Origin of the sequence: Paenibacillus sp. NPDC057886, assembly GCF_042796655.1 — a bacterium.
Taxonomy (GTDB): domain Bacteria; phylum Bacillota; class Bacilli; order Paenibacillales; family Paenibacillaceae; genus Paenibacillus.
Map to the genome: position 1 here is coordinate 315,077 of NZ_JBHVMZ010000006.1, position 24,694 is coordinate 339,770.

Below are 24,694 nucleotides of genomic sequence, written 5' to 3' on the forward strand. Positions count from 1 at the left end.
TGGAATTCGTATCATTGGATTTTGCATGAGAGAGGGGTTGAACGGACGATGCGTATTTTGCACACAGGGGACTGGCATCTGGGGAAAACGCTGGAGGGACGGAGCCGGCTGCGAGAGCAGGAGGATTTTGTGGATGAGCTTGTTAGACTCGCGGATGAGCAGCAAGCAGATGCCATATTGATGGCTGGAGACGTGTATGATTCTGTAAATCCGCCAGCCTCGGCGGAACAGCTTTTTTACGAGGCTGCAGCGCGTCTGACGGAACATGGGCGACCACTTGTGGTGATTGCGGGGAACCATGATCAGCCGGAGCGAGTGGCTTCGGTGACCCCGCTTGTAAACAGACAGGGAATTACACTTGTAGGTATGCCTACTTCAGAAACAGTTACAATTCATGCAAAGCGAACGGGAGAGACTGCGCAGATTGCTGCATTGCCATATCCCTCGGAAGCGCGACTGAACGAACTGCTGACAACGGATGGGGACGAGAATGTGCTCCGCCAGGCATACAGCCGCCGGGTTGGTATGTTAATGCAGCGTCTGGCAGGTTCTTTTCGTCCGGATACGGTGAATTTGGCGATGAGTCATATTTATGTTCTGGGCGGAGTGGAAAGTGATTCGGAACGTCCCATTCAAGTAGGTGGTGCTTATACGGTTGACCCTTCTGCATTGTCGACAGGTGCGCAATATACAGCACTGGGGCATCTCCATCGTGCGCAGGCAGTTAAAGGGGAAGGTGTGATTCGGTACAGTGGTTCTCCACTGGCCTACAGTTTCTCCGAAGCGGGGCAGAGCAAGTCTGTCACAATGGTTGATCTGGCACCTGGAGGAGCTGCAAATGTGGAAGAAGTGCTGTTGACCTCCGGACGTCCACTTGTGCGCTGGAAGGCGCGTGGCGGTCTGGCTGAGGTTTATCGGTGGCTGGATGAAGGGCGCGATCCTCTGGCTTTTATTGATATGGAAGTATGGCTGGATGACGCCATGTCTCTGAAAGAAATCCAGCAGCTCCGTAAATCGCATGACGGGATTATTCATATCCGTCCGGTGTATCCCGAGATGGCAGCCGCAGGGCTTTTGGAGCAACGATCCGAGCTTCCGGTACATGAGCTTTTCCGCAAATTTTATCAGCGTCAGACAGGTGGGGCATTACCTGAAGACAGTCTGGTTCAGCTGTTCCTGGAACTCGTCGATGAGGACGAGCCGGGTGTGCGTGAGGAGGTCGAGGGAAATTGAAGCCGATTTTATTGAAAGTTGCCGGCCTGCAAAGTTATCGGGAGACTCAGGAGATTGATTTTACTGTATTAACGGAAACGGGACTGTTCGGCATTTTTGGTCCTACAGGCAGTGGGAAATCATCTTTGCTCGACGCGATTACGCTGGCGATGTACGGGAAAGTGGAACGTGCGGTTAACGGTACCCAGGGAATCATGAATCACGCTGAGGATTCGTTGTCCGTTGCTTTTACATTTGAACTTGTATCAGCAGAAGGCACAAGAAGATTTCGGGTGGAACGACGTTTCAAACGAAACAACGAGGTTTCAGTGAACAACACAATCAGCAAATTCATTGAGACCGTCAACGGAGAGGAACAGGTGCTGGCTGATAAACTGGCAGACGTGAACCGCTGCGTTGAAGATGTCATTGGGTTGAAAATGGATGATTTTACGCGAGCCGTTGTGCTTCCACAAGGTAAATTCGCTGAGTTTCTGTCGCTGAAAGGCAGTGAACGACGCCAGATGCTGCAACGCTTGTTCCATCTGGAGAAGTATGGAGATCAGCTTGCCATCAAGCTCAGCCGGCGGGTGAAGGACAATGATATGGTTCATCAGTCATTGGCCGCGGAGCAGCAGGGGCTTGGGAATGCCAGCAAAGAGACGTTGGCAGAAACGGAGCTTCTTCTTCAAGCTGCTGTGAAACAGTCTGAATTGTCACGCAAAACGCTTGATGAAGCGATGAAGGAAGCCGAACAGCTCGGCAAAGTCCGTGAGTTAAGCCATGAACGTCAAGCCCGTATGGAGGAGCACGAAAAGCTGAAAGCACGTGCACCACAGATCGAAGCTGGGGAACAACGGTTGAAACAGGCCGGGGCGGCAGATGCGATACTTCCTTCATTGCAGACGATGCGTGATGCATCAGCGCAGCAGAAGTTGCGTGAGGATGCAGCCGGGATTGCTCACCAGCAAGCGGTGGAACACGAACGGTTGTCTGTACTGGAAGCAGAGAAAGCCGAGACGGCACGTGTCCAGATGGCTGAGGAAGAACCCAGGCTGCTGCTTCGATTGGAACAGCTGGAACAAGCCAAGGAGTTACAGCGGGAACGAGATGGGCTCCGAGAGGATAGCACACGCCTTAAGCAGCTTTTGGACAAAGGACAGGCTGAACAGAGCGTCATCGGGCAGCAGCTGGAGAAGGAAAAAGAACTACAGCAGCGTGGCCGCAAACGGAGGGAAGAATTACAGGAAAGTCTGAAGCCGAATGAAGTGAAGTCCGAAGAACGCAGACAGCTGCAGGCTGCACTGGAGTTGAAGCATCGTCTGGATACTGCGGCGGAGCAATTGCGCCAGAACAAGGCTGAGATGGAAGCCCATAAGCAGTCGGCTGAACAGGGGGCCGGTAAGCTGAGGCTGGCTGCCCAGGAAGAGAGCCGTCTGAGTGAACAGCGTCAGCGTCTGATCGAACAGGCGGCAGCGGGTCTTGAGGCCATGCTTGCCTGTGAGCAGGACATTGTTCGCGAACAGAGCCTGCTGGCCAGGGCGGAGGAGCAGCTGCGCGGAACCATGCGTGAGCAGGAGCTGCACCGGCTCTCCTCCGCCTTGCGCGCCGAGCTGCGCGACGGCGAGCCTTGCCCGGTGTGCGGCTCCGCACACCACCCGCTCCCGGCTGCGTCGCCGGGAGAAGGTCCGCCCGCAGGCGATGCGGACCCGGAACTGCTGCGCAGCCTGCACGCGGAGCTGCAGGAGCTGCGCTTTGGGCTGCGCCAGCAGCTGCACGAACGTCGCAGCCTGCTGACGCAGCTTGGCGCTGCTGCGGCCGGCGAAGCCCCGGCCGCAGCCGAGGCCGCGCCTGCGGCTGCGGAGCCGGAGCCCGCCGGGTCGCCCGTACACGGGCGCTCTCCGGCGGACTGGGCGGAGCGTGCCGCCGCACTGCGCGAAGCCGCGCGGGCGCTGGCCGCAGCCGCAGCGCCGCTGCAAGCGGAAGCCGCCGCGTTGCAGCAGGCGGCTGTAAGCGCGCAGCAGCGCCGCATGGAAGCGGCTGCTGCGCAGGAGGCCGGCCAAGCCGGACTCGCACAGGCAGAGCGCCGGTTGGCCGAGAGTGAGGCCGCCGCAGCCGCATTGCACGGCCGCTGGGCCGCGGAACTGCCAGGCATCGCTCAAGAGCAGGCCATGGCCCTTCATCAGGCGATGCAGGAGCGCGACGCGCGCGCAGAAGACATCAAGGAACGGCTGAACAAGAGCGTGACGTTCCTTGAAGAAAAGGAGCAGTTGGTACAGTCCCTCCAGCAGAAGCTGGTTGAATTGGACAAACAGCTGATTCAATGGCAAACGGAATGGCAAGGCAACAGCAAACAGCTTGCCGAGAAGGAAGAACGTCTGCGTCAATGGGTTGGCGAGCAACGGGTCGAGGATCTGATTGCTACAGCCCAGACTCGACTGGATGGGCTGCGGAAAATTGCTGCCGATTCAGCACAGCGTTTCAAGGAAGCGGATGCGTTGAAACAGGAATCGGCCAAGAAGGATGTCATGGCTCATCAAGCAGCAGCCTCGGCAGCAGAGCATTTGCAGCAGGCACAGGAACGATGGAAGCAATTGCTGGATCAATCGCCATTCGACTCCGAGAATGCCGTTGTGGAAGCAGCCCTTCCTTCCCAAGAAGCAGAGCGGCTGGCCGCGGAAATTCAGCAGCATCGGGAGCGTGATCGAGAAGTTGTTTCGCAATTGCGTGAGTTGGAACAAAAACTGGGTGGAGCTGTTGTATCCGAAGAACAATGGTTGGCATGCACAGAGCGGTTGCAACGGTCTCGTGCAGAGGATGAAGCGGCTCTTAGAGCCAAGGCGCGTGCAGAACGGGATCTGGAGGATGTTCAGCAGCGACACGTTCGCTGGACCGAGTTGGAGAACAAACGGGTGGAAGTGAGCCGACAAGGTGAAATGCTTAGCAAACTGCAAGCAGCTTTCAGAGGTAATGCGTTTGTTGAGTATATTGCAGAAGAACAGCTGATGCAGGTTAGTCAGGCTGCTTCACAGCGCCTGCGCTTTCTGACCAAACAACGTTATTCACTTGAGGTGGATTCAGGCGGAGGCTTTGTCATCTGTGACGATGCAAACGGTGGAGTTAAACGTCCGGTGTCCACCTTGTCTGGTGGAGAGACGTTCCTGACCTCGTTGTCACTGGCCTTGGCTCTGTCTGCCCAGATTCAGCTGCGCGGCCAGTACCCGCTGCAATTCTTCTTCCTGGATGAAGGTTTTGGCACATTGGACCCTGAATTGCTGGATACCGTCATTACATCATTAGAAAAACTGCATGATGACCGTCTTGCCGTCGGTATTATCAGTCACGTTCCAGAGCTGCGAGCGCGCTTGCCACGCAAACTTGTAGTTATTCCAGCGGGCGAAGCCGGAGCTGGCTCTCGCGTAGTATTGGAAACATTATAGGAACTTGATCACAGAACACATACGATTGAATGAGTCCAAATCGAGATTGATTCTCCTCATTAACTAATCTTTAAATTTTAATCCTAAGGGGAAGCCCCTGATCGATCGAATGAGGTTTGTTGGTTTGAATCCCATTTATATACTCGTTGTGAAAGTTGAGTGAGATAGCTCACAGATACAGGTTCATCCTGTTGTTATACTACAGTTAAGCCGACAAACTTTATGTTAAGCACCCCGGCGGACGTCTAATCAGGAATAATCCTGGTTAGACGTCCGCGACAGCAGACTTCCGGATGGAAACTGCAGCGGGGTGCTTCTTTTTTTCATTTTTTTAATTTACAGGGTACAACTTCTATCCTGAGATCACTTCTTAGGCACTTATCTTGAAACTCTTGTCATTCTCAGTGTCATTTCGCCCAGATCTGAATACCATGAAAGGGTGATGAAGAGCAGAACAGATTCGGGAGGCGATCGAACGTGGAAAAGGTAGAAGCGAAGAAACTGTGTAAGGAACACATGCATCGCTATGTATGTATACAGATGCATGACGGTGCCCATTATGATGGCATTGTGGAACATGTGGATGATGACATGATTTATTTGGCTGTTCCCGTGGGGCATGAAGCTGTGGTTAATCATGCAAATGCAAACTGGGGACCCAATATGATGCCGGTTACTTATCCAGCGCATTCACGGGGATTTTTTCCGGGATATGGATATCCATATCCTTACTATGGTTATGGTCGCAGACGATTTAATAGGCTGGTACTTCCTCTGATTGGCCTCACTGCCTTAACCTTATTACCTTATTATTAATAGAATTGTGTGACGGTGTAATGCGTATGATACAAATAATGACCTTTCTCATCTGTGGTGAACGCTGAGCATTCCACCAAGATGTGAAAGGTTTTTTTTGTTGAAAATTCCGATCTTAGTCACATAGCTGAACAGGTAAATTGGACGTGAGTTTTCAGTTCCGTTATGATAGAAGGGTATACATAATTTTTATTTCAAAGGAGGGTATGAACAATGGATTGCTTATTTTGCAAAATTGTAGAGGGCAGCATTCCCTCCAATAAGGTACTGGAGAATGATCATGTCATCGTCTTTCATGACATCCAGCCCGCTGCACCGACCCATGTACTCGTTATTCCCAAGAAACATATCGCTTCCATGAATGAAGTAACTGCGGAAGACTTACCGTTGATCGGTGAGATTCATTTGGCTGCGCAGGAAGCGGCCAAGCGTCTCGGCGTGGAAGAAACAGGTTACCGACTGATTAATAACTGCGGCAAGGATGGAGAACAAACCGTTCATCATCTGCACTATCATTTGCTCGGTGGGACCCGACTTGGCGTGTTGACAAGTTTGTCAGACTCACACAAATAACGATCCAAGTTACTTTAAATCAGGACTGATCCATATATGCATAAAGGCATGAATATGGAGCTGAAGTTCACATAAAATAAATGATCATTACGTTAAGGTTGACACCTTTATTACCTTTCGCCTATAATGAAAGGTGATGAACCGTGTTATTGCTCTTGGACGGTCTGGTCGGAGGGAGGGAAAACTGGTGTCTGAAACTAAAGTTCGCAAAAACGAGACTATTGATGCTGCACTTCGTCGCTTTAAACGTTCCATCGCAAAAGATGGCGTATTGGCTGAGGTGAAGAAACGTAAGCATTATGAGAAGCCAAGCGTAAAGCGCAAGAAAAAGTCCGAGGCTGCTCGTAAGAGAAAGTTTTAGGAGGATTTTAACTACATGAATCTTAGCGAACGATTGAACGAAGATATGAAGCAAGCGATGAAGAGTAAGGACAAGTTCAAGCTCTCCAACATTCGGTTGATTCGTTCGACGATCAAGAATCTTGAAATAGATTTGAAAAGAGATTTGGATGATAACGAAGTGCTTGATATTCTGAGTCGTGAAATCAAACAGCGCAAAGATGCCCTCCAAGAATTTGACAAAGCGGGCCGTGAAGACCTCGCGGCAAATGCAAAAGCGGAAATTGAATTACTCAGTCAGTACCTTCCCGCACAGCTTACCGAAGAAGAAATTAAAGTTATTGTACAGCAGACCATCCAGGAAACCGGTGCTTCTTCGAAAGCCGAGATGGGGAAAGTCATGTCTGCCCTTATGCCGAAAGTCAAAGGCAAAGCGGATGGCAAACTGGTAAATCAAGCAGTTCAACAATTTCTGCAATAAAGCAAATCAATAAACACCTCCTGACTTGTCAGGGGGTGTTTTTTCCGTTTTACATCATTGATCCGGTACTCAGTTTCCATAAGAAATATGAAAAGTGATTAGGAATCGTTCATTTGTTCAGGGAAATTCACAAATATTGCTTTTAAATGGATAATATATATGATTATGGATTTAAAATGTTGCAATTGCTTCCGGTTTCAAATATAATTTTAAGATTTTGAAACGAAATGTTGCATTGTACGTAATAAATACCATAAGCTGGACAGTATAACATTAATGGAAAAGGGGGGACTATTTGTGAAGGGAAAGCGCCGGAAGAAGCTTACGGGGTCATTGTTGCTCATGATGCTACTGACGCTGCTGCTTCCTGTCTGGATTGGATCACCGTCAGCGCATGCAGCTGAGAAAAGTGGCGCCGTATATATCATTCCGGTGGATAAACCAATCGAGCAGGGACTTGGCAAGTTTATGGAACGCGGGTTCAAGGAAGCAGAAGAGATGAATGCTGGCCTGATCGTTCTGGATATCAATACGCCGGGAGGACGTGTCGACACGGCAGAAGAACTGGGTAACTTAATTAAGCAAAGTCCAGTTGAAACCGTTGCATTTGTCCGTGGAGATGCTGCTTCAGCCGGGAGTTTTCTGGCTTTGAATGCAGATAAGATCGTAATGTCACCAGGCAGCATGATTGGTGCGGCAGCGATGGTGGACAGTACGGGTAAACATGTCGATGATCCGAAGCTGGTTGCGTTCTGGAAGAGCAAGATGCAGGGAGCGGCTGAGAAAAGTGGTCGTGACGGCAAAATTGCAGCCGGAATGACGGATGTTAACATGGTCGTGGAGATGCCTGAGATTAATAAAACCAAGGAAAAAGGTGAAATTATTGCTCTCTCGGCCGAAGAAGCGCTGAAAGTGGGTTATGCGGACCATATCAGCAACACGCCGGAAGAAGCCGCAGCCTGGCTTGGTTACAGTCAGGATGATGTATTCACCGTCCAGAGAACAGCCGCAGAGAACATATCCACATTTCTCACCAATCCTGTCGTCATGACGGTATTGCTATTCCTCGGAATAGCCGGTGTAATCATTGAGTTGATTGTACCTGGGTTCGGAGTGCCTGGTATTGTTGGTATCGTGTGCTTTGTGCTTTATTTCTCAGGGAATTACATTGCCGGTTTTGCCGGAGCGGAGACATGGGTATTATTCACTGTCGGACTCATCATGATGATTCTGGAGATGTTTATCCCAAGCTTTGGTATTCTGGGTATTTTGGGGTCAATTGCGCTTGTCGCTGGTGTCGTGCGAGCCGCCTATGATACAAGTGATGCATTTATATCGTTAGGTATTGCTTTTGGAGCCGCGCTGGTAGTCATTGCAATCGTTGTTATTCTGTTTAAGGATCGAGGCATATGGAATCGGTTCATATTAAGTGATAGGCTGTCTGCTGATCAAGGGTACTCTTCGGCGACAGAACGCAAAGAGTTGATCGGTCTAGAGGGCATTAGTCTGACTCCACTTCGTCCTTCGGGAACAGCGATGTTTAATGGAGAACGCGTCGATGTGGTGTCGGATGGAGATTTCATTCCGATTGATACGCCGATTATTGTGATTAAAGCGGAAGGTACCCGGATCGTTGTTCAACAAGCGTTACCGGTGTAGCCCGCTCTGTTGCCGGAGTTGATTAAGGCCTCGGCAATGTACATAATCATTCTGCGGAGGCTGCCAGTGGAATGGTGTAAATCAATGCACAGCAGCAAAGATCCACACCGTTTTTATCATGTTTCTTACAAAAAATTAATTTGAAAATGGAGGAATTTTGACTATGGAACCAACCTTGATTACGGTTTTGCTCATTGCGGTAGTTGCGATTATCGTATTGAGCGTATTCTTCAGCTTTTTCCCGGTTATGCTCTGGATCTCAGCCCTTGCATCGGGCGTACGCGTGGGGATTATCACACTGGTAGCGATGAGACTAAGACGTGTAACGCCTAGCCGGATCGTAAATCCACTGATTAAAGCAACTAAAGCTGGACTTCAATTGACAATGAATCAACTGGAGAGTCACTTCCTGGCCGGTGGTAACGTAGACCGGGTGGTTAACGCTCTGATTGCTGCACAACGTGCGAACATTCCACTCGAATTCGAACGCGCAGCTGCGATCGACCTTGCAGGTCGTGACGTATTGCAAGCCGTACAGATGAGTGTAAACCCACGTGTTATTGAAACGCCAATTGTTTCTGCGGTAGCCAAAGATGGTATCGAAGTTAAAGTAAGAGCGCGTGTTACGGTTCGTGCCAATATTGACCGCCTCGTCGGTGGTGCTGGTGAAGAGACGATTATTGCCCGTGTCGGCGAAGGTATCGTAAGTACGAACGGTTCCTCGAATTCCCATAAAGACGTCCTGGAAAATCCGGATCTGATCTCCCGTACCGTATTGTCCAAAGGTCTGGATGCAGGTACCGCTTTTGAAATCCTGTCTATTGATATCGCGGACGTGGATGTAGGTAAAAACATTGGTGCCTTCCTGCAAACGGAGCAGGCAGAGGCTGACAAACGTATTGCCCAGGCGAAAGCGGAAGAACGTCGCGCTATGGCCGTAGCTCAAGAGCAAGAGATGAAAGCGCGCGTAGTGGAAATGAGAGCGCGTGTGGTTGAGTCCGAATCCCAAGTACCTTTGGCGATGTCCGAAGCACTGCGTAGTGGTAAGATCGGTGTCATGGATTACATGAACCTGAAGAACATTGAAGCGGATACTCAAATGCGTAACACATTAGGAAAACCTGGTGAAGGTTCGAATTCCAACGATCAGGGTGATTCCAAAAACGGAAGATAGGCGGTGAGTGCATATGGGCCTATTTGAATGGATTTTTAACAATCTGTATATTGTAGCAGTCATCGCTTTTGCACTTTTTTCCTTCCTTGGAAAAGCAGCCAAGTCGGCCGATCCGAACAAAAAGCGTCCAAGTAACGGGATGCCAACGTTTGGAGGGAGTGGTGATTCAGATCGGGATGATCGCTCGCGGGGCAATACCGCACCTCAGCAGTCATCGGGTCCTTCAGATCCCCGCTATGATGAACGATACGATGACGATCAGTATGATGATCGATATGATCAACCCTATTCGCAGCCAGCGACGACATCTGCCCGTCCCATGAATGACGATTTTGGAGGACAGGGTTCTCTGGGTGGAATGGAAAACTCCCTTGAAGAACAAATGAAAGTGATGGAGCAAAGACAACGGGAAATTCGTGAGCGACTAGATCGTATTTCTACTGCAAATACACCGGTTGTGTCTGACTCCAGTTGGGATGAAGTTTCATCTAGCGAGTCTGGACCGTCCCAGCTTCGTCGGGAAGACATTCGTACTGGTGTGTTATGGGCAGAAGTTCTCGGTTCTCCGCGCTCTAAACAGCCCTTTGGAACACGAGGCAAACTATAACTTCATACTGTTTCAATAAGTGAAAAGCCGTCTCTGGTGAGCATATATCCAGACGACGGCTTTTTTTCTGTTTCAGCCTCGTTTTTATTTTCATATCTAACATGGTTCGTAGTTTTCATAATTTCAAGAATTGGCGCATAAGTTGAACTGTAGAGGAAGGGGGAAGACCTTCGAATGACCCGGATCAGCCGCAAGCTGCGCAGATGGACCAGTGAAGTTCTGGATCTGCCGCAGGACGTGCTTTACGATATGCCACGGTTAACCCTGATCGGCACAAAGCAATTGTATATAGAGAATCATCGTGGTGTCATTCATTTTACACCGGATCGAATCGTTCTGGCTCTCTCACAAGGCCAGCTGGAGATCAAAGGAACTGAACTGATGATTCGCAATATTTTGCCGGATGAAGTGGCTGTTGAAGGAACAATTCTGGATATTCATATGAATGGAGCGGAGGGGAACGGATGAAGCAGCCCAGTCTGTACAAACTGCGCGGAGCAGTCCGAATCACGGTCACTGGGGGGGATATTGAAGCATTGATCAACACGGTGGCAGAGCAGGGACTGGAAGTATGGGACCTGCGTGCCCATGACGGACGCAAGGCAGAAATGAATATTCTGCTACCGCATTTTTTTAGGCTGCGTCCTTTGCTGAAACGGACAGGCTGCCGGGTAAAGGTGACACACCGGAGTGGATTTCCTTTTTTTGCAGCCCGTTTATTGAGAAGAAAGTTCTTTCTGGGCGGCATGCTGTTTTTTATAGCAGCTCTGTTTGCGTTGTCATCCATGGTTTGGAATGTAGAAGTCAAAGGAAATGTGACGATTCCCACGGATGAAGTGCTCGCGGCAGCAAAGAAAGAAGGTATATACCCCTTTCAGTGGGCATTTCGTATGCAAAGTCAGGACAAGCTATCCAGACAGCTCGCGCTGGCACTGCCGGATGTAACCTGGATCGGGGTGAGCAAAGAAGGGACAACCATCACCATCCAGGTTGTGGAGTCAGCACAGCCCAAGCGTGAACCGCTGCTGAACCCGAGGCATCTGGTCAGTAAAACAGACGCTGTAATCACTCAAATTTACGCGGAGCAGGGGCGCCCTGTCGTGCAGAAGGACATGCGTGTCAAGAAGGGACAGGTACTGATATCCGGTATTCTGGGAGATGAAGAGAATACAAAGACTATTGTTGCCAAAGGGGAAGTGCGCGGACTGGTATGGCGTGAATATCAGGTTGAAGTCCCCCTTGTGCAAAAACATAATACGATGACTGGAGAGAGCAAAGAACGTTTTTACATTGTGTTGGGGAAATGGGCGGTACAACTTTGGGGATACGGGAACACACCCTTCACCTCGTTTGATACTGAAAGTGATCATGAGCCGCTGACCTGGAGATCCTTCACACTTCCCATGGGATGGCTGACAGAGAAAGATTTGGAAACTCGGGAACAAGAGGAGCAACACACGATTGAATGGGCTAGAACGAAAGGATTGGAAGGAGCAAGAAACGATATTATCGCCAAAAACGGCAAAGGAACGAAAATTTTAAGCGAAAAAATTTTGCATGAGAAGAAAGAGAATGGTAAAGTTTATATGAAAGTATTATTTGAAGTGGAAGAAAGCATTGCGGAAGAACTTCCGTTAGTCCATAGTCAAGGAGAATGAGGCTATTTGTCAGAGCAAACACGCAGCATACGAATCTCCCTCCAAAGTGCGGGAGAGGGTCAATCTCTTTTTGGACCCCAAGATATTTTTCTGAAACTGATTGAATCCGAGATTCCAGCCCAAATCGCATCCCGTGAAGCGGAGATTGTGATCCATGGCAACATTCAGAATGTGGAATCGCTTGAACAATTATTTGATGTGTTGTTGCAATTGGTACGTAACGGATATGTGTTAACCGAAAGAGACGTTAAGTATGCCATTGAGCTTGCAAAGGAACTGCGTGCAGACCAGCTTCTAGATCTGTTCAAAGGTGAGATTACAACGACGTACCGTGGGAAGCCGATCCGGGTTAAAACGATTGGACAGAAACACTATGTAACTACAATTAAAAAACGTGATGTTGTATTTGGTATCGGTCCTGCCGGTACAGGTAAAACGTATCTTGCTGTTGTGCTGGCTGTGGCAGCACTTAAGGAAGGAAGCGTCAAGCGGATCGTACTCACAAGGCCAGCTGTTGAAGCGGGAGAGAGTCTTGGTTTCTTGCCTGGTGATCTTCAGGAAAAAGTTGATCCTTATTTACGGCCCTTGTACGATGCCTTGTATGATGTTATGGGACAAGAGCAGACTGCTAAGGCACTGGAGCGCGGTTTGATCGAAATTGCACCTCTAGCCTATATGCGGGGACGTACACTGGATGATTCGTTTATTATCCTGGATGAAGCCCAGAATACGACACCGGAGCAGATGAAAATGTTTCTGACTCGTCTTGGTTTTGGCTCCAAAATGGTCATTACCGGTGACGTGACACAAATTGATTTACCTCGCGGCAAAAAGTCGGGGCTTGTGGAAGCCAATACAATACTGGGCCAAGTGGAAGAGATTGGATTTGTCTATTTTGCCGAGCAAGACGTTGTACGGCACTCCCTCGTCCAGAAAATTATCGTTGCCTATAACCACGCCGCAGAAAATCAAGAATAGAAAGGGATTGTCTCGATGACCTCGAAGGAACTGTCAAAAGGCAAATCTTTTCAAAATAGAGCTACAGGATGGAAGTATAGCGTGTGGGCACGCTATCTTCTGTTTTTGTTTCTGGTGATCCTCTTCTACGTAAGCCTTGCTTCCAAGCTGCTCCCTGAGCGGTATGATATTCAGGAAGGCACACGAAGTGAAGTGAATATTGCTGCGCCCATGCAGATCCCGAATACCAAGGCTACGCTGAAAGCGCAAGAAGAAGCCGCTGAACGTGTGCAGCCGATGTTTCAGATCGTGCAGATGCGGAACGAAAATCTGATGACCACTCTGCTTGATCGTATTGATCGACTGAATCAGGATGATCAGATTTCCAGTCAGGACAAGATTGACATCTATCGTGATGAAATACCGCAGCGTCAGAAAGACTTTGTTTCCAATTTTATCAACAACAACCGGAAAGCGGGTACATATTCCGAAACTCTTTTGGAAGAGATCAGAAATGTGGTACAGGAGCAAAGCTACCGTATCCCGGAAGAGACCTATATCAAAATTTCACGTCTGACTTCGGATGATATTCAGGAGATGAAGGCCGTCGCTCGGGATATCGTCTCCAGATTAATGACCGACCAGATTAGCGAGGCTACAACAGCTCGTGCCAAAGTGGCCGAGATGGTGAGTGTGAGCTCCCTAAGCAAGCGTACGCAGCGTGAGGTTGTGCAGGAGCTTGCACGTCTTGTGGTAACGTCGAACCGCTTCTACGATGAAGAGGGTACAAAAGAAGCTAAAGTACAGGCTCGTGAGAACACTCAAACGGTATTTATCAAGCAAGGAGATACGCTTGTTGCCAAGGGTGAGATGATCACCCCAGAGATGTACACCCTTCTGGGCGAGAACGATTTGCTGAAAAACGAAGTAAACTACTGGCCTCAGCTAGGACTGCTTATGTTGTCCTGTCTGTTGTCGGCAGCAATTCTCATGTATATTCAGCAATTCAGCGGAACGCATTTCAAGTATAACAATGCTCAACTGCTGATGCTTGTTCTCATATTTATTATTACGATTGTGGTTATGCATGTTACTGCGATACTCCAGACTAGTGAGAATTCATACGTAGGCTTTCTTGCTCCTGTTGCCGTAGGAGCAATGTTAATTGCATTGCTGCTGGATACATCGCTTGCCTTTGTCTGCTCGATTATTATCGGCATGCTGTCGAGCATTATTTTGAATACACATCAGGGTCAAATTTTTGATTTTGAACTTGGATTCTTCGCGGTGTTGGTATCGTTTGTTGCAATCTTCGCCACCCATCGGGCAAGTCAGCGGTCTACGATCCTGAAAGGCGCTATTATGGTCTGTCTGTTCGGATCAATCGCAGTCTTCACGCTGGCTCTGATTGACTCAAGTGACTGGAACCGGACGACAACGTTGTATGGCATTGGATTTGCGTTTGCCGGAGGCGTGCTGACCGCCATATTGGTCATTGGGCTGATGCCATTTTTCGAAACCTCATTTGGCATCTTGTCTGCGCTGAAACTGGTGGAACTGTCTAATCCCAATCACCCGTTATTGCGCAAACTGCTAACAGAGACGCCAGGCACGTATCACCACAGTGTGATGGTAGGAAACCTGTCAGAAGCCGCCGCGGAGGCGATTGGTGCCAATGGGTTGTTATGTCGGGTCGGCTCGTATTACCATGATATTGGCAAGACCAAGCGACCGATTTATTTTATTGAAAATCAAAACAATATGGAAAATCCGCATGATTCGATTGATCCAAAGCTGAGCAAGTCCATTATCGTTGCTCACGCACGGGATGGTGTGGAAATGCAGAAGGACTACAAGCTGCCGAGGCCTATTCGGGACATTGCTGAGCAGCACCATGGAACAACCTTCCTTCATTACTTCTATCACAAAGCGCTGCGTCAGGCCGAGGAAGCAGGGGTGGAACCTGATTTTACGGAAGATGATTTCCGTTATCCGGGTCCCAAGGCTCAGTCCAAAGAGTCGGCGATTGTTGGTATTGCTGACAGCGTGGAAGCTGCAGTTCGTTCATTGCGGAAGCCTACTGTGGAACAAGTGGAATCCATGATCGAAAAAATTATTAAGGGTCGGCTGGATGATCATCAGTTTAACGATTGTGATCTGACGATGCGGGAACTGGATATCGTCGCCAAGACCCTTAAGGAAACCGTCATGGGCATATTCCACTCCAGGATCGAATATCCGGAGGAAATGAAGAAACCGAAGCCAACCTCGCCTGAAGCGGGTTGATTCGCTAATATGAGAAGACAGGAGTATGAAAGAATGAGTCTTAACCTAGCATGGAATAATGAACAACAGGATAAAGAAATTACCGAACCGATGATCGCAATGCTGGAGCAGCTGCTGAACCTTGCAGGGGAAGCAGAGGGTGTTGCGGACGGGGAAGTGGCCCTGACTTTCGTAGATGATGAGCAGATTCATGAGCTGAACCGTGACTATCGCGGCATTGATCGTCCAACAGATGTATTGTCATTTGCGATGAATGAGACTGTGGATGAGGAACTGGATATCATCTACGAATTGGACGAGGATGAAGAAATGGAAGAAATGCCAGATGTTCTGGGGGATATTATTATTTCTGTTCCACGGACTATTCTGCAGAGTGAAGAATATGGCCATTCATTTGAACGTGAGCTCGGGTTCCTGTTTGTTCATGGCTTCTTGCACCTGCTTGGATATGATCATCAGGATGAAGCCAGCGAAGCCGAAATGATGGGCAAACAGGAAGCGGTACTCGCCCAAGCCGGGTTGACACGATAATGAAAAGGCGCTCCTGGGGGATGGTATTCCGCAATGCTGCGGAAGGAATCGTATACGGGCTGCGGACTCAGCGGAATGTAAGAGTTCATACAGGAGTCGCCATTTTGATGTGTGCAGCCGGCTTTTTTTTCGGGATATCCAGAACGGACTGGATGTTTGTACTGACAGCCGTTTTTCTGGTTCTTGTGACGGAGCTGATGAATACAGCAGTGGAAGCTGCAGTAGATCTGGCGCATCCGCATATACATCCGCTGGCAAAAGCGGCGAAGGACACCGCGGCCGGTGCAGTTTTGCTGGCTGCGGTGTTCGCCGTCATCATCGGGTGTATCGTTTTCATTAAGCCAGTGATGAGCTGGCTGGGTTTGCTTTGATCTGATTTTAAAATTACACACAATTATATAGTTACTTGATGCAAACACGATAACGGAGAGGTCAGAATAAACCTGAAGAAACGAAGTGTGCGCCTTTATCCCCGGATTTTCACTTTAAAAAAGTGATTCATAAAAATCTGGGGATAACAGCGCTCGGAAGGTTGTTCTGGCAGCGGAGTGTCCAGTGTAAATGCACTAGTTAACTTTATAGTACACCCCAGAGGGAGAGATTAATTATGGATAATGGTTTGTTGATGCAAGAAGCAATTAAGGCACGTACGAAAGCGTATACGCCTTATTCTCATTTTGGTGTAGGTGCAGCTTTGCTTGACAGTGAGGGACATGTGCATCATGGTTGTAATATTGAGAATGCTGCTTATACGCCAGGCAACTGTGCTGAGCGTACAGCCATGTTCAGTGCAATTGCAGGAGGTAAGCAACCACGGAGTTTTAAGGCTATGGCGATTGTAGGAGATACAGACGGCCCGATTGCTCCGTGCGGTGTATGTCGTCAAGTGATGTACGAACTGTGTGATCCGGATATGAAGGTCATTCTGGGTAACTTGAAAGGTGATCTGCAGGAGACTACAGTTGCCGAACTATTGCCATGGGCTTTTGGACCGTCTGATCTGAACTCTGCTAAAAAGTAAAAACCAATACATTCCAGGCCTAGGCGCCTGAGGAGGAACATATGAAAAAACAAGCATTCAAATCCGGCTTTGTAGCCATTATTGGACGTCCCAATGTAGGTAAATCCACACTGATGAACCAAGTCATTGGACAGAAGATTGCGATCATGTCGGACAAGCCGCAAACAACGCGTAATAAGATTCATGGTGTATATACATCGGAACAACAACAAATCGTTTTCCTGGATACCCCAGGGATTCACAAACGTCAATCCAAGCTGGGCGATTACATGAACCAGACCGCTTTGAACACACTCGGAGAAGTCGAAGCTGCTCTGTTCCTGATCGATGCTTCGGAGGGCATGGGCGGTGGTGACCGTTATATTGCAGAACAGTTGAAAAATGTGCGGACGCCTGTCATCCTTGTCATGAACAAAATTGATAAAATTGAGCCGGAAGCTTTGCTTCCGCTGATTGAAGAATACCGCAAGCTGCATAATTTTGCTGAAATCGTCCCTGTTTCTGCGATGCTCGGCAGCAACGTAAGTACCTTGCTGGAGCAGCTCGGCAAGTATTTGCCGGAAGGTCCGCAGTACTATCCAGATGACCAGGTTACAGACCATCCGGAGCAGTTCGTTTGTGCCGAGTTAATTCGGGAGAAAATTTTGCAAATGACGCGCGAAGAAGTGCCTCACTCTATTGCGGTAACAATTGAGGATATGAAAGTACAGGACAACGGCGTCGTTTATATTTCAGCCGTTATTTTTGTGGAGCGTGATTCGCAAAAAGGGATCATTATCGGTAAACAGGGTGCCTTGCTTAAAGAAGTGGGGAAACGTGCCCGCCAGGATATTCAAAACCTGTTGGGTTCCAAAATCTTCATGGACCTGTGGGTTAAAGTGAAGAAGGACTGGAGAAACCAGGAGCGTGTACTGCGTGATCTTGGCTTCGGTCGGGAATAATGAATTCAGTATCCAGTAATTGCAACACATAGTTTACCTTGCAAGACTCCATCCTATCTGGTAGTAGCAGACGTCATTTTCGAAGAGAGGATGAAATTCCGATGCGAGATTTTTCGTGGAAGGTTTTTGCGATGACGGGGGATGTGGAATCCTATCTGTTGTATGCCGAGGCGTGTAGCTCGACGGGACAGGAGTCAGAACCTGCAAGGGAAGTGATTGAAGATGAAGAAGCCGAAGGTTAATTGGCTAATTCGGGAATGGTTAGGTGACGAGGCATGCTATACAGGGTGGAAGGGATTGTCATCCGCAGCATGGACTACGGCGAGGGGAACAAAATCATTACGCTTTGCACCGAAAGCGGCGGGAAAGTAGGGGTACTCGTCCGCGGTGCCAAAAAGCCCAAAAGCCGACATGCTGCACTGGTGCAGCCATTTACTTACGGTCAATATGTATATTTTCGCAACACCGGTCTGGGAACACTAAATGCAGGTGAGATCATCGAATCTTATCATGAGCTGCGTGAAGATTTGGTTAAGGCTTCCTATGCATCATATGCTTGTGAACTGCTGGATCGTGTGTTGCAGGATGAAGAGACAGGTACGTTCTGGTTCAAACAGTTGAAAGCCTGTCTTCAGGCGTTGAAGGAAGAGAAAGATCCGGTCGTTATCACAAGTCTGTATGAAATGAAAATATTACAGGCAGCCGGGTATGGACCTCAGCTTGATGATTGCATCTCTTGTGGTCACGAACGTCCGGATGAGCAATTATTTGTTAGTCCAAGGCTTGGCGGCGTTCTGTGTCGTGCTTGCAAACACTTTGATCCTCCGGCGATGTCCGTGAGTCCGAAGGCGTTGAAACTCTTACGTCTGTTTGCACAGCTGGATTTGCAAAGGCTTGGTAATATATCGGTGAGCGAAGGTACCCGTGATGAGATCAAAAAGATCATGCGGGCCTTTATGGATCATCAGCTTGGCTTGAATCTAAAATCCCGTTCTTTTCTTGATCAAATGGAAAAGTACGGGATTTGAGTCGTCTTGATGTGAAATAAGGAATATATCTTGACTTCGTACTTATTTTTATATATTATGAACTATAATTTCTCTTTTGGAGACATGCATTGAACGAGAAAGTAGGAGACTTGATTTATTACATTCAGGAGCAGAAGAGGTCGGTTGACCTTACTAATCTTGTGTGAGCGAGCCGGGGATGGTGGGAGCCGGGTTGAATCGGTCTGTGAAACGGCACTCGGGAGCATGAATGACACGGAAAAGTGGGCTTGAATGAACAGGATCTCTGTTTATATCTAAGCCAAGTAGGGTGGAACCGCGGGAATAGCTCTCGTCCCTATGTCTGTATAACAGGCGTAGGACGAGGGCTTTTTATTGTCTGTACCGTTCTAGGCTTGTTCATCACAAACCATCGAAAAGGAGCATGATTATGAATTTTCAGCAGATGATCCTCACGCTGCAACAATTCTGGGCCGCGCACAACTGTATTATTGTTCAACCATATGATACGGAAAAAGGGGCAGGTACGATGAACCCGATGACCTTTTTGCGTTCGCTTGGACCCGAGCCTTGGAAAGTAGCTTATGTAGAGCCGTCCCGCCGTCCTTCGGATGGTCGTTATGGAGAAAATCCAAACCGTCTCTATCAGCATCATCAATTCCAGGTTATTATCAAGCCTTCTCCGGACAATATTCAGGAGATTTACCTGGAAAGTCTGAAACAGTTGGGCATTGATCCGCTCAAACATGATATTCGGTTTGTTGAAGACAACTGGGAAAACCCTTCCCTAGGCTGTGCTGGTCTTGGCTGGGAAGTATGGCTGGACGGTATGGAAATCACCCAATTTACGTATTTCCAACAAGTCGGTGGAATCGAGACGAATCCGGTAGCAGTTGAAATTACGTATGGTATGGAGCGTCTTGCTTCGTACATTCAGGAAAAAGAAAATGTGTTTGAGCTGGAATGGGTAGACGGCATTACATATGGTGATGTGTTCCGTCAGCCTGAATTCGAACACTCCAAATATACGTTTGAAGTATCTGATGTCAAAATGTTGTTTACGCTCTTCAACATGCATGAAGAGGAAGCGAACAAGGCTATGGCACAAAATCTGGTTTTCCCGGCATATGACTATGTGTTGAAATGTTCACATACGTTCAATCTGTTGGATGCGCGCGGAGCAATCAGTGTAACGGAGCGTACCGGGTACATTACCCGTGTCCGTAATCTGGCTCGTCAAGTGGCTGCAACATATGTGGAAGAGCGTGAGAAGCTCGGCTTCCCGCTGATCAAGAAAGGGGGAGCTGAGCATGTCTAAGGATCTGTTGTTTGAAATTGGTCTGGAAGAAGTGCCTGCACGCTTCATGCGAGCAGCAATTGAACAGCTGCAGGATCGTGTCGTGAAATGGCTGGATGCATCCCGCATTGCTTATGGTGAAGTGAATGCCTATGCCACACCGCGCCGACTGGCTGTTTTGATCAAGGATGTTGCCGAGAAACAGGAAGACGTGGAGGAAGAAGTTAAAGGACCTTCCCGTAAAATAGCATTGGATGACAGTGGAAACTGGAGTAAAGCTGCCCTCGGATTTGCCCGTAGTCAGGGTGTTGAACCGGATCAGTTCACATTCAAGGAACTGAGTGGCGTGGAATATATCTACGCTACCAAGAGCAGCAAAGGCGTGGAAACGTCCTCTGTAATCGGTCAGGGTTTGCTGGCTATACTGCATGCCATGACGTTCCCGAAATTTATGCGTTGGGCTTCGTATGATTTCAAATTTGTACGTCCGATTCGCTGGATTGTCGCTCTGCTGGGCAGCGATGTTATTGAATTGGAAGTTGCAGGAGTAAAGTCTGACAATGTAACACGTGGACATCGTTTCCTCGGAAAAGAGGCGGTCATTTCGGATCCCGCTTCGTATGTGGAAGTGCTTCGTTCCGAGCACGTCATTGCGGATATCAAAGAACGTGAGCAGATGATTGTATCCCAGATCCAGGCACTGGCTGCCGAGAAAAAATGGGATATTGCGATCAAGGAAGATTTGCTGGAAGAGGTCCTGTTCCTGGTTGAGACACCAACGGTGCTGTTCGGAACATTCGAATCCTCGTTTTTGAATATTCCACAAGAGGTACTGATTACTTCGATGCGTGAGCATCAACGTTATTTCCCGGTGCTTGATAATGATGGACAATTGTTGCCATACTTCGTTACGGTTCGTAACGGCGGTAGCGATTCACTGGATGTCATTGCAAAAGGGAACGAAAAGGTACTTCGTGCACGTCTGTCTGATGCCAAGTTCTTCTACGAGGAAGACCAGAAGCTGGAGATCAAGGATGCATTATCGAAATTGGAAAGTATCGTCTTCCAGGAAGAGCTGGGAACGGTTGGAGATAAAGTTCGCCGTATTCGCAAAATTGCGGATGGTCTGGCTAGCAAGCTGCAAGTACCAGCCGATGTAGCCGAAGCGGTGAATCGTTCTGCGGATATCTGCAAATTCGACCTTGTTACACTTATGGTGGGAGAATTCCCTGAACTGCAAGGTGTGATGGGTGAAGATTATGCCCGTAAAGCTGGTGAAAAAGAAGAAGTGGCCAAAGCGGTATTTGAGCATTATCAGCCACGTTTCGCCGGGGATCAATCTCCTGCTTCGCTCGTTGGTGCTATCGTAAGTGCAGCGGATAAAATGGATACAATTGTAGGTTGCTTCTCGATCAATATCATTCCTACAGGATCTCAAGATCCGTACGCACTGCGCCGTCAGGCAGCAGGTATCGTTCAAATTTTGCTGGATCACAATCTGCCGCTGACATTGTCCGATGTATTCGGCGTTGCACTTCAAGTGCATGCTCAGATGAACCTGTTGAAACGTGCGGATGAAGAGGTGCGTAAAGATTTGCAGGACTTCTTCGGTCTTCGTGTGAAGAAACTGTTGTCGGAAACGGTTCGTTATGATGTAGTGGACGCAGTGATTTCCTCCGGATTTGATGATATCAGCGCTGTAGTACCAAAAGGTGAGGCACTCATGGCAGCTGTCCAAACGGGAGATGCCTTCAAAACAACCGTCGAATCCTTCAACCGTGTCGGTAATCTGGCTGCCAAAGCATCCAATGCTTCGGTACATGCAGAACTCTTCACAGAAGAAGGAGAGCGTCAACTGCATGAGGCATGGAGCAAGACCAATGAAGAATATCGTCAGGTATTGTCTCAGCATGCTGCTGCTGAAGCGCTCGCGATTGCATCGGCTTGGAAGGAAGCTATCACCGTATTCTTCGATTCGGTTATGGTTATGGCTGAAGACGAAGCTGTGCGGGCGAATCGTCTGGCACTGCTTGCAGCCATTGACCGTGATCTGAAAGCTTTTGCTGACTTCTCCAAACTGGTCTGGTAGTCGGGTCTGTTTTTACTTCAAGAGGACAGATCTGCGGCAAAGCATAAATTCAGTATTAAAGAAGGATATATGAGGGTATAAATATACGGAACGGATTGTGAAAAATTTATATTTACAGCCGTTCCGTATTTTAGCCTTTGATTTCCATAGACCGGTCAGAAGGATTTTGACTGGCTGGGGTCGTATATTACAATATGCAGCTATTTTATGAAACCGGGTGGTCTGGGTTTGAGTGAGTTGAATGTACGCCACATTGTTGTGGATGGTGATGCTTGCCCGGTCAAGACTGAGATCGCAGAAACAGCTCTCCGATTCAAAGTTCCTGTATTGATGGTCTCTTCATTTGATCATTTTCTTCAGGGCGGAGAAGGAGTACGCACCGTTCAGGTAGATCGAAGTGATCAGAGTGCAGACCTGTACATTGCCAATCACATCAAGCCATACGATGTGGTTATTACACAGGATTATGGACTGGCCGCGCTCGCACTTGGCAAACGTTGTTATGTTTTATCATTTCGTGGTCGTGAATTTAATGATCGTGACATTGATTTCATGCTGGATTCCCGTCATACTGCGGCCAAAGCACGAAAAAGAGGGCATTATGGAAAAGGCCCAAAGCCTTTCACAGAGCAGGATCGGGAAATTTTTCAACATAAACTGACAAAACTTTTGAAAGATTTGCAGGAGAATGTGTAAGTTTATCGAATAATATTTACGTGTTAAAGAGATGAAGGTGGACCAAGATGAGTACCGGACAAGGCGGTATACCCGAAAGCATTATTGAATCGGTGTTACAGCAGCATGATATCGTCGATACGGTGAGCCGATTTGTACATCTGACCAAACAGGGGAAATATATGAAAGGCCTCTGTCCTTTTCATTCTGAGAAGACGCCTTCGTTTACAGTTACGCCTGAGAAACAAATTTTCTATTGCTACGGTTGCGGCACGGGTGGAAATGCCATCAAATTCAGGATGGAAATCGAAGGGTTATCCTTTCCCGAGGCTGTCAAGACGATGGCAGAAGAAAGCCACATTTCAATGGGGGACTGGCAAGGGCGTGAATCGGCTCATGTTAATCCAGAGACTGAACGTTTATTGGAAGCATATGAGCTTACCGCGAAGCTGTATCATTTCTTATTGAAAAATACAGAGCACGGTAAAGTGGCTATGGAATATTTACGCTCACGTGGGTTTAGCGACAAACTCATTGACCAATTCCAGATTGGTTACGCGCCTAATCGCTGGGATACCTTGGTACAATTTCTAGAAAAGCGTGAATTTCCGCTTGGAGAGATGGAAAAGGGTGGTTTACTGTCACCGCGAAACGAAGGTCAGGGGTATGTGGACCGTTTCCGGGACAGGGTCATGTTTCCGATTAATGGCAGGAGCGGAAAGCCGATTGCATTTGCAGGTCGCATTTTGGGAGACGGGCAACCGAAGTACCTAAATTCACCGGAAACCCGGTTATTTAACAAAAGCCGTGTTCTCTACAATCTGCATCATGCCAAAAATGCAATTCGCAAACAAAGGCAGGCCATATTGTTCGAAGGATATGGCGATGTTATCTCCGCCTGGGATCAGGATATCCAGAACGGTGTAGCGGCAATGGGCACCGCGCTCACTGAGAATCAGGCACTGATGCTTAAAGGCATGTGTGATGAAGTCATTGTATGTTATGACGGCGATCGAGCCGGACAGGCTGCGGCACTCAAAAACTTCCCTATTCTTGAGGAAGCGGGATTGCAGGTCAAAATTGCTCTGATACCGGATGGGCTCGACCCGGATGATTTTATCCGCAAGCATGGTGGCGAGCGGTTCCGAAACCAGATTGTGGACGGTGCCGTAACAACTACAAAATTTAAGCTTATAAACCTTAAAAAAAACCATATACTGCTAGAAGGCGGCGGACAAATCGCTTATTCCAAGGAAGCGGTGAAACTTATTGCTCCTTTGTCTTCTCCTACAGAACGGGAAGTATATCTTCGGGAACTGGCTGCGGAAGTGGATGTATCATTTGAAACACTGAAGCAGGAGTGTAATGAAGAACGGGAGGCCATGAAAAATAACCTCCAGTATGGGGATAATAACCCGAAAAGGTGGAATAATGGTAGGCAACAAAATAGGCAGGTGCCTACACCCAATCTGTTGCCGGCTTACCACGCTGCTGAACGCAAACTGCTCGCCTGGATGCTTCAGGATGATGAGGCTGCCCAGTACGTGAATGAGCATCTTGGTGAAGCTTTTAACTTGGATGATCATGCAGCTATTGCTGCTTATCTATATGCCTATTATGCGCAAGGCAAACCGTCGGATACAAGCCGTTTTATGTCTTCACTGCATGACGACCGACTGGAAAAGACGGTCAGTTCAATCTCGATGATGGATGGTCCAGGTGAATGGAGTATTCAAGTGCTCGACGATTGCATCAGGGAAGTGCTGAAATATCCGCGTAAGAAAGAGTACGATTTGAAAAAAGAAGAAATGATTGCTGCAGAGCGGGCAGGTGATTCTGTACGCGCGGCACAAATTGCAATTGAAATGATTGCCCTAGAGAGACAGTGAACGTCTGAATGTTGGATGTTTCTAGGGAGGAGGGAGTCGAGT

Annotated in this window: 23 protein-coding genes; all 23 read left to right on the forward strand. The window is 48.3% G+C overall.

The genetic code is table 11. The features are described 5' to 3' along the window. Nucleotides 1–48 precede the first annotated feature (48 nt). The 23 genes from ACFVQB_RS21590 to dnaG all read left to right on the forward strand — a co-directional run bounded on the left by ACFVQB_RS21590 (nt 49) and on the right by dnaG (nt 24,652). On the forward strand, nt 49–1,233 hold the full coding sequence (locus tag ACFVQB_RS21590) for an exonuclease SbcCD subunit D (RefSeq protein ID WP_379443740.1): 1,185 nt from the start codon (nt 49–51) through the stop codon (nt 1,231–1,233). Continuing rightward, complete coding sequence (locus tag ACFVQB_RS21595) at nt 1,230–4,652, forward strand: SbcC/MukB-like Walker B domain-containing protein (RefSeq protein ID WP_379443742.1); 3,423 nt, start codon at nt 1,230–1,232, stop codon at nt 4,650–4,652. The genes ACFVQB_RS21590 and ACFVQB_RS21595 overlap by 4 nt, the downstream gene beginning before the upstream one ends. A 516-nt stretch (nt 4,653–5,168) precedes the next feature. Then, complete coding sequence (locus ACFVQB_RS21600) at nt 5,169–5,468, forward strand: hypothetical protein (RefSeq protein ID WP_379444455.1); 300 nt, start codon at nt 5,169–5,171, stop codon at nt 5,466–5,468. Between the two features lie 213 nt (nt 5,469–5,681). Then, complete coding sequence (locus ACFVQB_RS21605; protein WP_024628477.1) at nt 5,682–6,041, forward strand: histidine triad nucleotide-binding protein; 360 nt, start codon at nt 5,682–5,684, stop codon at nt 6,039–6,041. A gap of 187 nt (nt 6,042–6,228) precedes the next feature. Continuing rightward, entirely contained in the window at nt 6,229–6,402 is a 174-nt protein-coding gene (gene rpsU, locus ACFVQB_RS21610) for a 30S ribosomal protein S21 (RefSeq protein WP_005547957.1), read from the forward strand. A 15-nt stretch (nt 6,403–6,417) separates the two neighbouring features. Continuing rightward, complete coding sequence (locus ACFVQB_RS21615; RefSeq protein WP_053781272.1) at nt 6,418–6,861, forward strand: GatB/YqeY domain-containing protein; 444 nt, start codon at nt 6,418–6,420, stop codon at nt 6,859–6,861. 276 nt (nt 6,862–7,137) lie between these two features. After that, entirely contained in the window at nt 7,138–8,520 is a 1,383-nt protein-coding gene (locus ACFVQB_RS21620) for an NfeD family protein (RefSeq protein ID WP_379443750.1), read from the forward strand. Nucleotides 8,521–8,683: 163 nt separating this feature from the next. Continuing rightward, the gene (floA, locus tag ACFVQB_RS21625) at nt 8,684–9,694 is read left to right on the forward strand and encodes a flotillin-like protein FloA (protein WP_076288088.1); all 1,011 of its coding nucleotides are present in this window, start codon (nt 8,684–8,686) and stop codon (nt 9,692–9,694) included. Between the two features lie 13 nt (nt 9,695–9,707). Then, the gene (locus tag ACFVQB_RS21630) at nt 9,708–10,301 is read left to right on the forward strand and encodes a hypothetical protein (protein ID WP_379443755.1); all 594 of its coding nucleotides are present in this window, start codon (nt 9,708–9,710) and stop codon (nt 10,299–10,301) included. A gap of 174 nt (nt 10,302–10,475) precedes the next feature. Then, nucleotides 10,476–10,769, forward strand: coding sequence for a sporulation protein YqfC (yqfC, locus tag ACFVQB_RS21635; RefSeq protein WP_024628472.1), 294 nt, complete (start codon nt 10,476–10,478; stop codon nt 10,767–10,769). Beyond that, nucleotides 10,766–11,959 (forward strand): sporulation protein YqfD, encoded by a 1,194-nt coding sequence (gene yqfD, locus ACFVQB_RS21640; RefSeq protein WP_379443760.1) that lies wholly within the window; start codon nt 10,766–10,768, stop codon nt 11,957–11,959. The genes yqfC and yqfD overlap by 4 nt, the downstream gene beginning before the upstream one ends. Nucleotides 11,960–11,965: 6 nt before the next feature. Beyond that, nucleotides 11,966–12,937, forward strand: a complete 972-nt coding sequence (locus ACFVQB_RS21645) for a PhoH family protein (RefSeq protein WP_024628470.1) — start codon at nt 11,966–11,968, stop codon at nt 12,935–12,937. 15 nt (nt 12,938–12,952) lie between these two features. Continuing rightward, nucleotides 12,953–15,202, forward strand: a complete 2,250-nt coding sequence (locus ACFVQB_RS21650; RefSeq protein WP_063567029.1) for an HD family phosphohydrolase — start codon at nt 12,953–12,955, stop codon at nt 15,200–15,202. A gap of 33 nt (nt 15,203–15,235) precedes the next feature. Next, complete coding sequence (gene ybeY, locus ACFVQB_RS21655) at nt 15,236–15,733, forward strand: rRNA maturation RNase YbeY (RefSeq protein ID WP_063567028.1); 498 nt, start codon at nt 15,236–15,238, stop codon at nt 15,731–15,733. Then, entirely contained in the window at nt 15,733–16,104 is a 372-nt protein-coding gene (locus tag ACFVQB_RS21660; RefSeq protein WP_024628467.1) for a diacylglycerol kinase family protein, read from the forward strand. The genes ybeY and ACFVQB_RS21660 overlap by 1 nt, the downstream gene beginning before the upstream one ends. A gap of 236 nt (nt 16,105–16,340) precedes the next feature. Continuing rightward, entirely contained in the window at nt 16,341–16,754 is a 414-nt protein-coding gene (locus ACFVQB_RS21665; RefSeq protein ID WP_076288093.1) for a cytidine deaminase, read from the forward strand. A 41-nt stretch (nt 16,755–16,795) separates the two neighbouring features. Continuing rightward, a complete protein-coding gene (gene era / locus ACFVQB_RS21670; protein ID WP_090901607.1) occupies nt 16,796–17,695 on the forward strand; it encodes a GTPase Era in 900 nt (299 codons plus the stop codon). A gap of 101 nt (nt 17,696–17,796) precedes the next feature. After that, complete coding sequence (locus tag ACFVQB_RS21675; RefSeq protein WP_379443790.1) at nt 17,797–17,937, forward strand: YqzL family protein; 141 nt, start codon at nt 17,797–17,799, stop codon at nt 17,935–17,937. A 33-nt stretch (nt 17,938–17,970) separates the two neighbouring features. Next, a complete protein-coding gene (gene recO, locus ACFVQB_RS21680; RefSeq protein ID WP_379443794.1) occupies nt 17,971–18,723 on the forward strand; it encodes a DNA repair protein RecO in 753 nt (250 codons plus the stop codon). A gap of 409 nt (nt 18,724–19,132) precedes the next feature. Then, the gene (glyQ, locus tag ACFVQB_RS21685) at nt 19,133–20,020 is read left to right on the forward strand and encodes a glycine--tRNA ligase subunit alpha (RefSeq protein ID WP_063567023.1); all 888 of its coding nucleotides are present in this window, start codon (nt 19,133–19,135) and stop codon (nt 20,018–20,020) included. Next, a complete protein-coding gene (gene glyS / locus ACFVQB_RS21690; RefSeq protein WP_379443799.1) occupies nt 20,013–22,088 on the forward strand; it encodes a glycine--tRNA ligase subunit beta in 2,076 nt (691 codons plus the stop codon). Before glyQ ends, glyS begins: the two co-directional genes overlap by 8 nt. A 207-nt stretch (nt 22,089–22,295) precedes the next feature. Continuing rightward, complete coding sequence (locus ACFVQB_RS21695; RefSeq protein WP_379443803.1) at nt 22,296–22,784, forward strand: YaiI/YqxD family protein; 489 nt, start codon at nt 22,296–22,298, stop codon at nt 22,782–22,784. Between the two features lie 47 nt (nt 22,785–22,831). After that, on the forward strand, nt 22,832–24,652 hold the full coding sequence (gene dnaG, locus ACFVQB_RS21700; protein WP_379443806.1) for a DNA primase: 1,821 nt from the start codon (nt 22,832–22,834) through the stop codon (nt 24,650–24,652). The last annotated feature ends 42 nt before the right edge of the window (nt 24,653–24,694 follow it).

Coding starts and splice junctions, on each gene's coding strand:
- recO (WP_379443794.1), top strand. CDS start 17,971: ATGCTATACAGGGTGGAAGGGATTGTCATCCGCAGCATGGACTACGGC.
- floA (WP_076288088.1), top strand. CDS start 8,684: ATGGAACCAACCTTGATTACGGTTTTGCTCATTGCGGTAGTTGCGATT.
- ACFVQB_RS21675 (WP_379443790.1), top strand. CDS start 17,797: ATGCGAGATTTTTCGTGGAAGGTTTTTGCGATGACGGGGGATGTGGAA.
- dnaG (WP_379443806.1), top strand. CDS start 22,832: ATGAGTACCGGACAAGGCGGTATACCCGAAAGCATTATTGAATCGGTG.
- glyQ (WP_063567023.1), top strand. CDS start 19,133: ATGAATTTTCAGCAGATGATCCTCACGCTGCAACAATTCTGGGCCGCG.
- ACFVQB_RS21590 (WP_379443740.1), top strand. CDS start 49: ATGCGTATTTTGCACACAGGGGACTGGCATCTGGGGAAAACGCTGGAG.
- era (WP_090901607.1), top strand. CDS start 16,796: ATGAAAAAACAAGCATTCAAATCCGGCTTTGTAGCCATTATTGGACGT.
- ACFVQB_RS21630 (WP_379443755.1), top strand. CDS start 9,708: ATGGGCCTATTTGAATGGATTTTTAACAATCTGTATATTGTAGCAGTC.
- ACFVQB_RS21600 (WP_379444455.1), top strand. CDS start 5,169: ATGCATCGCTATGTATGTATACAGATGCATGACGGTGCCCATTATGAT.
- glyS (WP_379443799.1), top strand. CDS start 20,013: ATGTCTAAGGATCTGTTGTTTGAAATTGGTCTGGAAGAAGTGCCTGCA.
- yqfC (WP_024628472.1), top strand. CDS start 10,476: ATGACCCGGATCAGCCGCAAGCTGCGCAGATGGACCAGTGAAGTTCTG.
- ACFVQB_RS21660 (WP_024628467.1), top strand. CDS start 15,733: ATGAAAAGGCGCTCCTGGGGGATGGTATTCCGCAATGCTGCGGAAGGA.
- yqfD (WP_379443760.1), top strand. CDS start 10,766: ATGAAGCAGCCCAGTCTGTACAAACTGCGCGGAGCAGTCCGAATCACG.
- ACFVQB_RS21620 (WP_379443750.1), top strand. CDS start 7,138: ATGGAAAAGGGGGGACTATTTGTGAAGGGAAAGCGCCGGAAGAAGCTT.
- ACFVQB_RS21605 (WP_024628477.1), top strand. CDS start 5,682: ATGGATTGCTTATTTTGCAAAATTGTAGAGGGCAGCATTCCCTCCAAT.
- ACFVQB_RS21650 (WP_063567029.1), top strand. CDS start 12,953: ATGACCTCGAAGGAACTGTCAAAAGGCAAATCTTTTCAAAATAGAGCT.
- ACFVQB_RS21665 (WP_076288093.1), top strand. CDS start 16,341: ATGGATAATGGTTTGTTGATGCAAGAAGCAATTAAGGCACGTACGAAA.
- ybeY (WP_063567028.1), top strand. CDS start 15,236: ATGAGTCTTAACCTAGCATGGAATAATGAACAACAGGATAAAGAAATT.
- ACFVQB_RS21695 (WP_379443803.1), top strand. CDS start 22,296: ATGAAACCGGGTGGTCTGGGTTTGAGTGAGTTGAATGTACGCCACATT.
- ACFVQB_RS21615 (WP_053781272.1), top strand. CDS start 6,418: ATGAATCTTAGCGAACGATTGAACGAAGATATGAAGCAAGCGATGAAG.